Genomic DNA, 13,182 nt, shown 5'->3' with positions numbered 1-13,182 from the left:
CCGTCACCATGAAACCCCCACCCGCTGAACGGCACCGTGCCGCCGCGATCGTCCTCTTCGTCCTCGCCGTCGTCCTCGGCCTCTCCCATCCGGCGGCCCTCGCCGCCCAGCACACCGCCGCACCACACGCCGGCGCCGTCTACGACGTGCGCGACTACGGCGCCAAGGGCGACGGCTCCACCAATGACAGCCCGGCCGTCGACAAGGCGATCACGGCCGCGAACTCCGCGGGCGGCGGCATCGTCCGCTTCACCGCCGGCACCTACAAGTCCAAGAACACCCTCCACATGAAGAGCCATGTGACGCTCCAGCTCGACAAGGGCGCCACCCTCCAGGGATCCAGCGCGGACACCTACGACAAGGCCGAGTCCAACCCGTACGACGCCTACCAGGACTACGGGCACAGCCACTTCCACGACGCGATGATCTACGGCGACAGGCTCACCGACATCGGCTTCGTCGGCCAGGGCGTCATCGACGGTGCGGGCAACCTGATCACCGGCAACCCGAAGACCGGCGAGGCCGACAAGATCATCTCGCTGACCCGGTGCGACGGCCTCCGGATCGGCGACGGGCTCACCCTGCGCCGGGGCGGCCACTTCGCGGCCCTCATCAACGGCTGCACCAACGTGACGTCCGACCACCTGACCATCGACACCGCGAGCGACCGCGACGGCTGGAACGTCATCTCCACGACGAACGCCACGATCACCAACGCCACCATCCACGCCAACGACGACGCCCTGGTCTTCAAGAGCGACTACGCGCTCGGCGCCAAACTGCCCAACGGACACGTTCGGGTGAGCGGTTCGACCCTGGGCGCCAAGTGCTGCAACGCCCTGATGTTCGGCTCCGAGACCTGCGGCGACTTCTCGGACTACCAGTTCGAGAACATCCGCATCGACGGTGCCGACAAGTCCGGCCTCGGCATGGTCTCCATGGACGGCGCGAAGATCTCCGACGTCCACTACCGCGACATCACGATGACGAACGTGCACTCGCCGATCATGGAGAAGATCGGGACGCGGAAGCGCTGCGGGAACAGCCCCGGCGTCGGATCGATCAGCGATGTCACGTACGACGACATCACCGCCACCGGCAACAGCCCCTCCTTCAGCCCGACCCTGTGGGGCGAGAGCGGCCACCGCATCAGCGGAGTGACCTTCAACAACGTCGACATCACCGTCCCCGGCGGCAACGGCACCATGTCCACCGGCGTGCCCGGCAACGACCCGAACGACTACAACCCCAAGGCCATCGGCACCCGGCCCGCCTACGGCTGGTACCTGCACAACGCCGACCACGTCCAGTTCACCGACAGCAGCGTGAAGTTCGCCGCGAACGACGGGAGGCCCGCGGTCATCGCCAACGCGGCGAGCGATCTGCGCCTCACCCGCTTCACCGCCCAGAAGGGCAGCGCCTCCCCGTACGACGTGGGCCTCCAGGACGTCGCCGGCGCCTGCGTGACGGACAGTCACACCACCTCGGGCGGCGCGCTCCGCGTCTCCGGCAGTCAGGACTGCACCGCGGCCGCGCGGCCGCTCGACCTGGAGAACCCGCGCCAGGACTTCCTCCGCGCCTCCGTCGGCGGCCTCTTCCTGCACTGGGGCCTGCGCACCGCGCCCGCCCACACCAGCTGCACCGCCTGGGAGAACGACGTCACGAACGGCGGCTGGACCCCGGACTACTGGGTGAACGAGGCCCAGAAGCTGCACACCCAGTACCTGGTCCTCGCCACCTTCCACAGCCGGCTCGGCTACGCCCGCCCCTGGCCCTCCAAGATCCCCGGCTCCTGTTCCACCAAGCGGGACTTCCTCGGCGAGCTGATCACCGCAGCCAAGGCCAAGGGCATGAAGGTCATCCTCTACATGACCAACGACCCCCAGTGGCACGACGAGGGCGGCCACGAGTGGCTCGACTCCGCCGCGTACTCCGCCTACAAGGGCAAGAACGTCGACCTCACCACCAACGACGGCTTCGGGCAGTTCAGTTACGACAACTTCTTCGAGGTCATGGACCGCTACCCCGACCTCGGGGGCTTCTGGATCGACAACGACAACTCCTACTGGGAGAGCCACAACCTCTACCAGCAGATCTACGACAAGCGCCCGAACTACACGCTCAGCAACAACAACGAAGACACGCCGATCATGGACATGATCAGCAATGAGCAGAAGACGGGCATGACCCCGGCCTACGACTATCCGCAGGCCGTCTACACCGCTCAGCCCCGCCTGACCGAGGCCGACTTCAAGCTGCCCTCGACAGGTGCCTGGTGGTACGACGGCTCCAACCCCTCCGTCGACCGCGCGCTCACCCTCGGCCGCCTCATCACCAACGCAGGCTCCTCGGTGAAGGCCCTGATGGCCGAGACGGCCCAGGTCAACGGCAAGTTCCCGTCGAACCAGGCATCCTTCAACACCTTCGCCGACTCCTACCTCGACCCCATCTGGGAGTCCCTGCAGGGCACCGAGGGCGGCGGCTACATGTACGGCGGCCTCAAGCCCGGCGCCTGGAACGACGGCGCGTACGGGGTGACGACCATCGCCAAGGACGACGCGAACCGGCAGTACATCCACGTCCTGACCCCGCCCAGCACCGGCACTCTGCGCGTGCGCGACAACGGCTACCGCATCGCCTCCGTCACCAACCTCCGCACGGGAGCGGCCGTTTCGTGGTCGCAGTCCGGCGGCGTGCTCACCCTGAGCGGGCTCGGCAACTGGGACCCGTACGACACGGTCTTCAAGGTCACGGCGGCCGGCCGCCAGGGCATCCTCACCGGCGTCAAGGTCAGCGCGAGCGCCTCCGCGAGCGGGCACGCCGCGTCGGCGGCCGGTGACGGCGACTACCTCACCTACTGGGACAACAACAAGACGCTCCCCGTGAACCTCACCTTCGACCTCGGCTCGGCCAAGAAGGTGCAGTACATCGGGCTCAACCAGCGAGAGGACTCCGTGGCCTACGCCCGCTCGGACACCGAGCAGTCCGCGCGGATCAAGGACTACAAGGTGTACGTCAGCAACGACGGCACCAACTGGGGGAGCGCGGTCAAGACCGGCCAGCTGCCCAGTCGCCGCGGCATCCAGGGCATCGACCTGACCGCGGCCAACGCCCGCTACGTCCGGCTAGAGGTCGACACGACCTGGGCCGCCTCCAGCGACACCACCCGCTACAAGCGACTGCGGGTCGACGAGGCGTGGATCGGCACGTCGTACGCCACACCCGCGAACGGGGGACAGTCATGACCCGGGTCAGATCGCTCACGGTCGCGGCGGCGGGCCTGCTGCTCGCCGCGGCGGTGCCGCTCCTGGGCACCGCCCACCAGGCGGCCGCCTCCGACAACGGCCAGTCCGCACGGCCCGCCATGGGCTGGTCCAGCTGGAGCTTCGTGCGGCGCACACCGACCGAGGCGAAGATCAAGGCACAGGCCGACGCGCTGGTCTCCAGCGGTCTGAAGGACCACGGCTTCGTCTACGTCAACCTCGACGACTTCTGGCAGAAGTGCGATTCCAACGGCTTCACCGTGGACGGCTACGGTCGCTGGGCCGTCGACACTGCCAAGTTCCCGGACGGCATCAAGGGGGTGGCCGACTACATCCACTCCAAGGGCCTGAAGTTCGGCTTCTACGTCACGCCCGGCATCGCGAAGAACGCCGTCACCAAGAACACGCCGATCGAGGGGACCTCGTACCACGCGAAGGACATCGCGGACACGTCCAGGACCGAGAAGAACTACAACTGCAAGAACATGTACTACATCGACTACTCCAAGCCGGGCGCGCAGGAGTTCGTCGACTCCTGGGCCAAGCAGTTCGCGTCCTGGGGTGTCGACTACCTGAAGATCGACGGGGTGGGCAGCGCCGACATCCCCGACGTCCAGGCCTGGGACAAGGCGCTGCGGGCCGGCGGACGGCCCATCAACTTCGCCCTGTCCAACAACCTGCCGATCGCGGATGCCGCCACCTGGCGGAAACTGGCGAACAGCTGGCGCACCCAGGGTGACGTCGAGTGCTACTGCGGGCCGGGGAGCAACGGCAGCGGCTATCCGCTGACCGACTGGTCCCACGTCTCCAAACGGTTCGACTCGGCCGCCTCCTGGCAGCAGTACGCCGGCCCCGGCGGCTGGAACGACCTGGACTCGCTGGAGATCGGCAACGGCGACCAGGTGGGCCTGACGGCCGACCAGCGCCGCTCGCACTTCACGCTGTGGTCGATGGCGGCGGCCCCGCTGCTGCTCGGCACCGACCTCACCCAACTCGACCCCGTCGACAAGGCGATGCTGACCAACGACCGGCTGATCGGCGTCGACCAGGACGGGGTCGCCGCGAAGCGGATCGTGAGCAGCGGTGTCAAACAGGTCTGGAGCAAGAAGGAGAGCGACGGACAGTACGTCGTGGCCCTGTTCAACACCGGGACCTCGGGCAACGCGACGGTGAGCGTGGACTGGTCGCAGGCCGGCTTCAGCGGCTCGGGTGACGTCACCGACCTCTGGTCCGGATCCCACAAGGGCGTGATCGCCGACTCCTACAGCGCGACCCTGCGTCCGGGCGAGACCCGGCTCATCCGGGTCAAGCCCGTCAACTCCGCGAAGGCGGCGGCCGCTTCGCCCGGGTTCGCCGTGGCCCCCTACGAGTACCTCGGCTGGGGCAGCCCCCAAAGCCCCACGTCGGTGATGTCCGCGACCGGCGTCAAGTGGTTCACCCTCGCCTTCGTCCTCTCCGACGGCACCTGCAACCCGAAGTGGGACGGCTCCCGCCCGCTGACCGGAGGCAGCGACCAGTCCACGATCAACGCGATCAGAGGCGCGGGCGGTGACGTCGTCGTCTCCGTCGGCGGCTGGAGCGGGAACAAGCTCGGCGAGAAGTGCTCCAGCGCCTCCGCGCTCGCCGGCGCCTACCAGAAGGTGATCAACGCCTACCGGCTGAAGGCGCTCGACATCGACATCGAGAACACCGAGTGGTCCAACGCGACCGTGCGGCAGCGGGTGGTCGACGCGCTGAAGACGGTGAAGGCGAACAACCCGGGCCTCAAGACCGTCATCACCTTCGGCACCACCTCCGGCGGCCCCGACTCCACCGGCGTCGACATGATCAAGCGGGCCGCCGACTCCGGTCTGGCGAACGACGTCTGGTGCATCATGCCGTTCGACTTCGGCGGCGGCACCACGAACATGGGCAGCCTCACCACCAAGGCCATGGAAGGACTCAAGGCCCGGGTGAAGTCGGCGTACGGCTACAGCGACGCCACCGCCTACACCCACATCGGGCTGTCGTCGATGAACGGCAGGACCGACGACTCCGGTGAGCGCGTGCGGGTGGCCGACTTCAAGACCATGCTCGCCTACGCCCAGCAGCACCACATCGGACGGCTCACCTACTGGGCCGTCAACCGCGACCGGGCCTGCGGCTCGGGCACCGACGGCGACGCCTGCAGCGGCGTGACGCAGCAGCCGTACGACTACCTCAAGGTCTTCACCCAGTACACGGGCTGAGGGGGAACATCCGTGAACATCAGAAGAGTTCTGCCGTACGGCGTCGCGGCGGCCCTGGCGCTGCCGCTCGCCGGACTCGGCCAGGGCACCGCCCTGGCCGCCACCGACTACCAGGCCGAGGACGCCCAGATCTCGCAGGGCACCGTGGCCACCAACCACACCGGTTACACCGGAACCGGCTTCGTCGACTACACCAACGTCAAGGGCTCCTACGTGGAGTTCACGGTGAGCGCGGCCTCCGCCGGCACCTCCGCCCTCACCCTGCGCTACGCCAACGGGACCTCCACCGACCGGCCGATGGACATCTCCGTGGGCGGCACGGTCGTCGCCTCCGCGGTGTCCTTCCCGGCCACCGCCGACTGGAACACCTGGGTCACCAAGACCGTCAACGTCCCGCTGACCGCGGGCACCGACAAGATCCGGGCGACCGCCACCACCGCCAACGGGGGCCCCAACCTCGACCGGGTCAGCCTCGACGCGGCCGCCGACACCCAGGCCCCGACCCGTCCCGGACAGCCCAGCTGCTCGGACATCGGCGAGGACTCCCTCACCCTGGCCTGGGGGGCGGCCACGGACAACGTGGGGGTGAGCGCGTACGACATCTACGAGCACGGCAACAAGATCAGTGAGGCGCCGGGGAGTTCGACCTCCAAGGCGCTGACCGGGCTCACCCCGAACACCGACTACAACCTCACGGTGATCGCCCGCGACGCGGCGGGCAACACCTCGCCCGCCAGCCCGGTCGTCGACTGCACCACCAGGCCCAGCTCCGACACCACCCCGCCGAGCAAGCCGGGCACGCTGTCCGCGAGCAATGTCACCGCCAACAGCGCCGACCTCAAGTGGGGTGCCTCGACCGACGACAAGGCGGTCGTCGCCTACGACGTCCGCAGCGACACCACCGTCTACGACACGGTCACCAGCGGCACGTCGACCACGCTCACCGGGCTCGCCTGCAACAGCCCCTACAGCCTGAACGTCGTGGCCCGGGACGCGGCCGGCAACGTCTCCGAGGCCGGCAACACCGTCACCTTCACCACGAAGGCGTGCGCGACCGACGGCGGCGTCCCGTCCTCCATCGCGACGCTCTCCAGCGGCTGGACCATCCCCTGGGGCACCTACTGGATGCCCGACGGCAAGACCGCCCTGGTCACCGAGCGGGACGACTTCAAGGTCTGGAAGGTGACCAAGGACGGCACGAGGACGCAGGTCGGCACCGTCCCGAACGCCGTCACCACCAACGGGGAGGGCGGACTGCTCGGCGTCGCCGTCGACCCCAAGTGGGACACCAACCACTACGTCTACTTCATGCACACCGCGGACGAGGGCAACCGGGTCGTGCGCATGACCTACGACGGCACCAGGCTCAGCGACTACAAGATCCTCCTCCAGGGCATCAAGAAGAACCGCTACCACAACGGCGGACGGCTCCTCTTCGGCCCCGACGGCTACCTCTACGTCTCCACCGGGGAGGCCCAGACACCCGACCTCGCCCAGGACAAGAACTCCCTCAACGGCAAGATCCTGCGCATGACGACCGACGGGAAACCGGCCCCCGGCAACCCCTTCGGCAACTACGTCTACAGCCTCGGCCACCGCAACCCGCAGGGCCTCGCCTTCGACCGCAACGGGCGGCTGTGGGAGGCCGAGTTCGGCAACAGCTCCAAGGACGAGCTCAACCTCATCAAGCCGGGCGCCAACTACGGCTGGCCGACCTGTGAGGGCACCTGCTCGGTCGCCGGGATGACCAACCCCAAGGCCACCTGGAACGTCTCCGAGGCATCCCCGAGCGGCATCGCCATCGTCCGCAACGTCGTCTACATGGCGTCCCTGCGCGGCGAACGGCTGTGGCGGATCCCGATCAACGGCGACAACGAGAGCGTGGGCACGCCGACCGCGTACTACGTGGGAACCTACGGCCGGCTGCGGACCGTGACCAAGGTGCCGGGCGCCGACCAGCTGTGGCTGTCCACCACCAACTGCGACAACAACGGCAACGAGCCGGACGGATCCGACAAGATCTTCCGGGTCAGCATCAGCTGACAGGCCGTCAGGCCCGGTACAGGGCCTCGACCTCGTTGGCGTAGGCGTTCTCGATCGCCTTGCGCTTGAGCTTCAACGACGGGGTCAGCAAGCCGTGTTCCTCGGTGAACGGCTGGGCGAGGATACGGAACGTACGGATCGACTCGGCCTGCGAGACCAGGGTGTTGGCGGCCACCACCGCGCGCCGCACCTCGGTCTCCAGGTCGGCGTCCCGCACCAGCTGGGCCGCGGACATCTGGGGCTTGCCGCGCATCTGCAGCCAGTGCTCGACCGCCTCGGTGTCCAGGGTGACCAGGGCGGCGATGTAGGGGCGGTCGTTGCCGACGACGATGCACTGGTTGATCAGCGGATGGTCGCGGACCCGCTCCTCCAGGACGCCGGGGGAGACGCTCTTGCCGCCGGAGGTCACCAGGATCTCCTTCTTGCGGCCGGTGATCGTCAGGTAGCCGTCCTCGTCCAGGGAGCCCAGGTCGCCGGTGGCCAGCCAGCCGTCGTGCAGGGTGGCGTCGGTGGCCTTCTGGTTGTTCAGGTAGCCCTGGAAGACATGGCCGCCGTGCAGCCAGACCTCCCCGTCGTCCGCGATGTGCACGGTAGAGCCCGGGACGGCCTGCCCGACCGTGCCGTACCGGGTGCGCTCGGGCGGGTTGGCGGTGGCGGCCGCCGTCGACTCCGTCAGGCCGTAGCCCTCGTAGATCTGCACACCCGCGCCGGCGAAGAACAGGCCGAGCCGGCGGTCCATCGCCGAGCCGCCGGACATGGCGTTGCGGATCCTGCCGCCCATCGCCGCCCGCACCTTGCCGTAGACGAGCTTGTCGAAGATCTGGTGCTGCATGCGCAGCGACGCCGACGGGCCGGGCCCGGTGCCCCAGGCCTTCGCCTCGACGGCGTCCGCGTACTTCACCGCGACCTCGACCGCCTTCTCGAACGGCCCGCCCTTGCCCTCCTTCTCCGCCTTGCGCCGCGCCGCGTTGAACACCTTCTCGAAGATGTACGGCACGGCCAGGATGAACGTAGGCCGGAACGCGGCCAGGTCGGGCAGCAGCGCCGCCGCGTGCAGCTGCGGCTGATGGCCGAAGCGGACCCCGTGCCGGATCGCCGCCACCTCCACCATGCGCCCGAAGACGTGCGCGAGCGGCAGGAAGAGCAGGGTGGAGACCTCCTCGCCCTTCTTCGCGCGGAACACCGACTCCCAGCGGGCCACGACCGTGTCCGCCTCGTACATGAAGTTGCCGTGCGACAGGACACAGCCCTTCGGGCGGCCCGTGGTGCCCGAGGTGTAGATGATCGTGGCCACCGATTCGGGCGTCACCGCCTGCCGGTGCCGGTGCACCACCTCGTCGTCCAGGTGCGCGCCGGCGTCATACAGCTCCTGCACCGCGCCCTCGTCGAGCTGCCACAGCTGGCGCAGTTGCGGCAGCCGGTCGATGACGGTGGCGATCGTCATCGCGTGGTCCTCGTGCTCCACGATCGCCGCCGTGCACTCGGCGTCGTACAGCATCCAGAAGCACTGCTCCGCCGACGAGGTCGGGTAGACCGGCACCACCTGGGCGCCGATGGTCCACAGCGCGAAGTCGAACAGCGTCCACTCGTAGCGGGTGCGGGACATGATCGCGACCCGGTCGCCGAACCGGATGCCCCGGGCGAGGAGTCCCTTGGCGAGGGCGAGGACCTCGTCGCGGAACTCGGCGGCGGTCACGTCGCGCCACTGGCCGAGCTCGTCCTTGCGGCCCAGCGCGATGTGCAGCGGGTCCGTCCGGGCATGCTCGAACACGCTGTCGGCCAGACCGCCGACCGGCGGCGCCGACACCAGCGGCGGGTTGGTGAACTCGCGCAAACCCCGCTCCCCGCTCCTCGCTCCACAGTGACGGTAGTAGTGACGCTCCGGACAGCGCCGTGAAAGCTACCCCACCGGAAGACCGATCGGGAGGGGGTGCGAAAACGAGCATTGCTCTCGTATGACCACGCTCACGTCCGGAAAATACGCCCACATGGGGAAGGGCCGGACAGAATCCTTACGGTTCAGTAAGTTCCGGCACCGTAATCTCCACGGAATCTGTACGACCCGATTACGGCCCCCGGCCGGTTACCCGCCGGTCAGGGGCGGGGCGCCGCAGCTTCCTCTCTGGACTGCGCCGACAGGGCCGATTCCGTCACTCCCCCCGGCTAGGGGCGTCGCAGGCGGGCTCCGCTGGTCAGGATCGCTGCTGCCAGCGCGTCTGCCGCCGACTGGGCCGGTGAACGTCTCGGGCCGTGTACGAGGACGAAGTCGACCCTGCCCAGTTCCGGGAGGCCCGCGCGGTCCGGGACGCGGAACAGGCCCGGGGGGATGAGGCCCTTCGAATGGGCCATCACGCCCAGACCGGCCTGGGCCGCCGCGAGCAGGCCGTTGAGGCTGCCGCTCGTGCAGACGATGCGCCAGTCGCGGCCCTGGCGCTCCAGTGCCTCCAGGGCCAGCGCGCGGGTGATGCCCGGCGGGGGATAGACGATCAGCGGGACCGGGCGCGCGGGGTCCAGGCGGAGCCGTTCCGCGCCGATCCACACCAGGTCGTCGTGCCAGACCAGCTCGCCCAGCGGGTCCTCGGAGCGCCGCTTGGCCAGCACCAGGTCCAGCTTCCCTGCGGCCAGCCGCTCGTGCAGGGTGCCCGAGAGCTCCACCGTCAGTTCGAGGTCCACCTCGGGGTGGTCATGGCGGAAGCCCTCCAGGATCTCCGGCAGCCGGGTCAGGACGAAGTCCTCCGACGCGCCGAAGCGGAGCCGGCCGCGGACCCGGGTACCCGTGAAGAAGGCCGCCGCCTGCTCGTGCACCTCCAGGATCCGGCGGGCGAACCCGAGCATCGCCTCGCCGTCCTCGGTCAGCTCCACGGAGTGCGTGTCCCGGGAGAACAGCTGGCGGCCGGCCGCGTCCTCCAGACGGCGCACGTGCTGGCTCACCGTGGACTGGCGCAGCCCGAGCCGCCGGGCGGCCTGGGTGAAGCTGAGCGTCTGGGCCACCGCAAGGAAGGTGCGCAGCTGCGAGGGGTCGTACACTCCGACATGTTATCGCGGAACGCGATGGCAGTCAGAGTGGTATGCCGGATTCCCGATCAAGTGGTGGAGGAGGACGATGGAGGGGGCCCTTCCGGGCCCGGCGAGAGACCGGCCGCATCCGCGGCTACGGCACCCTGACCGACCCGCAAGTGGAGCACCGTGAAACGCCTCAGCTGGCCCAGTTGGATGCCGATCGACCCGTACGTCCTGCTGTTGCTCGGGACGGTGTGCCTCGCCGCGCTCCTTCCGGCCCGGGACACGGCCGCCGACGTGGCCTCAGGCGCCTCCACGGCCGCGATCGCCTTTCTCTTCTTCCTCTACGGGGCCCGCCTGTCCACCCGCGAGGCCGTCGACGGGCTGCGGCACTGGCGGCTCCACGTCACGGTCCTGGTCTGTACCTTCGTGATCTTCCCGGTGCTCGGCATGGCGGCCCGCGGGCTCGTGCCGGTCCTGCTCACCCATCCGCTCTACCAGGGCTTCCTCTTCCTGACCCTGGTGCCCTCCACCATCCAGTCGTCCATCGCCTTCACCTCCATCGCCCGCGGCAACGTGCCCGCCGCGATCTGCGCGGGGTCCTTCTCCTCGCTGATCGGCATCGTCCTCACACCGTTGCTCGCCGCCGCGCTGCTCGGCAACAGCGGGGGCGGGTTCTCCGCCGACTCGATCGTGAAGATCGTGCTCCAGCTGCTGGTGCCGTTCGTCGCCGGGCAGCTGCTGCGCCGGTGGATCGGGGCCTTCATCGCCCGGCACAAGAGGATCCTCGGCCTCGTCGACCGGGGCTCCATCCTGCTCGTCGTCTACACCGCGTTCAGCGAAGGCATGGTCCGGGGCATCTGGCACCAGGTCAGCGTGGTCCGGCTGGCCGGGCTCCTCGCCGTCGAGGCCGTGCTGCTCGCCGTGATGCTCCTGCTGACCTGGTACGGCGCCAGGGCGCTCGGCTTCGGGCGCGGGGACCGCATCGCCATCCAGTTCGCCGGGTCGAAGAAGTCCCTCGCCTCCGGGCTGCCCATGGCCAGCGTCCTGTTCGGCGCGCACGCCTCGCTGGCCGTGCTGCCGCTGATGCTCTTCCACCAGATGCAGCTCATGGTCTGCGCGGTCATCGCCAAGCGCCGTGCCCACGACCCCGAGGCCCAGGAGGAGGCCGAGACCCCGGCCGCCCCGGCGGCGGAGTCGCGGCCCGCGGTCGGCACGGGCCCGCTCCGCCGCTGAGCCGCGGCCGTGGCCGGGGTGCCGCACACTCCGCCGTCGGCTGCCGAACGCGACCGGTTCACGGGCCTGTTGATCCGGATTTCCGGTACGGACGGCTCATGACGGCTAACGTTCCGTCATGACCGCACCCCTGGCGCTCGATCCGGCGCGCACGGCCCTCGTCCTCGTCGACCTGATGGACCGCATCGTCGCGCTGCCCCTGGAGCCCCGCAAGGGCACCGACGTCCTGCACACCGCCGAGGAACTGGCCCACACCTTCCGCGCCGCAGGCGCGCCCGTGGTGCTGATCCGCGTAGAACGGCCCTCGCTCGCCGAGCAGCCGCCGGGCAGCGGACTCGTCGCCGGGCTGAGGAAGGAAGGGGACCTGGAGATCGTCAAGCGGACGATCGGCGGCTTCCAGGGCACGGAACTCGACGCCCGGCTCCGCGCGCTCGGCGTCACCCGGCTGGTGTTCGGCGGCATCGCCACCAACCTCGGCGTCGAGTCCACCGCCCGCGCCGCCGCCGACCTCGGCTACGACCTGGTCTTCGTCGAGGACGCCATGGCCGCGCTCACCGGCCCCGAGCACGAGGCGTCCGTCCGGCTCGACTTCCCGCGCCTCGGCACGGTCGTCACCGCCGCCGACCTCGGCCTCACGCCCTCCTGACCGCCCGGTCGGTCAGACCAGCGTCCCGCCCCCGTCCACGACCACCACCGACCCGGTGCTGTACCCCCCACGCATCAGGTACAGGTACGCCTCCGCCACATCCGCCGGCTCGCCCATCCGCCCCACCGGCAGCGACTCGGCGGACGACCGGAACAGCTCCTCCCGGACCGCCTCCGGCAGCTCCCGCCACAGCTCGGTCCGCACCACCCCCGGCGAGACCACGTTGACCCGCACCGGCGCCAGCTCCACGGCCAGCGCCCGGGTCAGCGACTCCATCGCCCCGCACAGTGCCGACGCGACGCTCGATCCGGACAGCGGCCGCTGCCCCGCGGTCCCCGTGGTCAGCACCACGGACCCGCCCGGCCGGATCGACCCGCTGCCGTGCTTCACCGCCGCGTAGGCACCCCACAGCCGGGTGTCCAGAAAGCCCCGGGCCGTCGCGATGTCCGTCCCGGCCATCGGCTCCAGCAGGATCGAGTCACCGGCCGTGTACACCAGGTGGTCGTACGCCCCGATCCGCGTGAAGAAGGCGCGCACGGCGTCCTCGTCCGTGGCGTCGAGGACCTGCCCCTCGGCGCCCTCCGGCAGCACCTTCAGCGTCGCATCGACACTCTCCTGCCGCCGCGAGGCGACGACCACCCGCGCGCCCTCCCGTGCCGCGCCCTCGGCGACCGCGCGGCCGATGCCCGACGTACCCCCGATGACGACGACACGCTGTCCCTGCAGACCCATGGCTGATCCCTTTCCAGGCGTTCTTCAGTCCCGT

Annotated in this window: 8 protein-coding genes; 5 read left to right on the top strand and 3 right to left on the bottom strand. The window is 69.5% G+C overall.

Annotated features, from left to right (window positions below):
* The first annotated feature begins 8 nt into the window (after nucleotides 1-8).
* From BLW82_RS07475 to BLW82_RS07465, 3 genes are read left to right on the top strand one after another with little or no spacing between them, the layout of a single operon-like run.
* The gene (locus BLW82_RS07475) at nucleotides 9-3,245 is read left to right on the top strand and encodes a glycosyl hydrolase family 28 protein (RefSeq protein WP_107408509.1); all 3,237 of its coding nucleotides are present in this window, start codon (nucleotides 9-11) and stop codon (nucleotides 3,243-3,245) included.
* On the top strand, nucleotides 3,242-5,491 hold the full coding sequence (locus tag BLW82_RS07470) for an alpha-galactosidase (protein WP_093498069.1): 2,250 nt from the start codon (nucleotides 3,242-3,244) through the stop codon (nucleotides 5,489-5,491). The genes BLW82_RS07475 and BLW82_RS07470 overlap by 4 nt, the downstream gene beginning before the upstream one ends.
* A 12-nt stretch (nucleotides 5,492-5,503) precedes the next feature.
* Nucleotides 5,504-7,534: a PQQ-dependent sugar dehydrogenase gene (locus BLW82_RS07465; protein ID WP_093498068.1), complete on the top strand. Its 2,031-nt coding sequence runs from the start codon at nucleotides 5,504-5,506 to the stop codon at nucleotides 7,532-7,534.
* A gap of 7 nt (nucleotides 7,535-7,541) precedes the next feature.
* Here BLW82_RS07465 and BLW82_RS07460 read toward each other — a convergent pair whose 3' ends face one another.
* Together BLW82_RS07460 and BLW82_RS07455 are read right to left on the bottom strand one after the other, a co-directional pair.
* A complete protein-coding gene (locus BLW82_RS07460; protein WP_093498067.1) occupies nucleotides 7,542-9,368 on the bottom strand; it encodes an AMP-dependent synthetase/ligase in 1,827 nt (608 codons plus the stop codon).
* Nucleotides 9,369-9,697: 329 nt separating this feature from the next.
* Complete coding sequence (locus BLW82_RS07455) at nucleotides 9,698-10,561, bottom strand: LysR substrate-binding domain-containing protein (RefSeq protein ID WP_093498066.1); 864 nt, start codon at nucleotides 10,559-10,561, stop codon at nucleotides 9,698-9,700.
* Between the two features lie 159 nt (nucleotides 10,562-10,720).
* Here BLW82_RS07455 and BLW82_RS07450 point away from each other — a divergent pair, with 159 nt between their 5' ends.
* Together BLW82_RS07450 and BLW82_RS07445 are read left to right on the top strand one after the other, a co-directional pair.
* Nucleotides 10,721-11,770 (top strand): bile acid:sodium symporter family protein, encoded by a 1,050-nt coding sequence (locus tag BLW82_RS07450; protein ID WP_093498065.1) that lies wholly within the window; start codon nucleotides 10,721-10,723, stop codon nucleotides 11,768-11,770.
* 118 nt (nucleotides 11,771-11,888) lie between these two features.
* The gene (locus tag BLW82_RS07445; RefSeq protein ID WP_093498064.1) at nucleotides 11,889-12,416 is read left to right on the top strand and encodes an isochorismatase family protein; all 528 of its coding nucleotides are present in this window, start codon (nucleotides 11,889-11,891) and stop codon (nucleotides 12,414-12,416) included.
* 12 nt (nucleotides 12,417-12,428) lie between these two features.
* On the opposite strand, the gene BLW82_RS07440 is transcribed toward BLW82_RS07445, so the two are convergent.
* Nucleotides 12,429-13,148 (bottom strand): SDR family oxidoreductase, encoded by a 720-nt coding sequence (locus BLW82_RS07440; protein WP_093498063.1) that lies wholly within the window; start codon nucleotides 13,146-13,148, stop codon nucleotides 12,429-12,431.
* Nucleotides 13,149-13,182 lie beyond the last annotated feature (34 nt).

This window comes from Streptomyces sp. Ag109_O5-10 (assembly GCF_900105755.1).
GTDB lineage: Bacteria > Actinomycetota > Actinomycetes > Streptomycetales > Streptomycetaceae > Streptomyces.
This window is presented reverse-complemented; position numbering and strand designations above follow the sequence as displayed.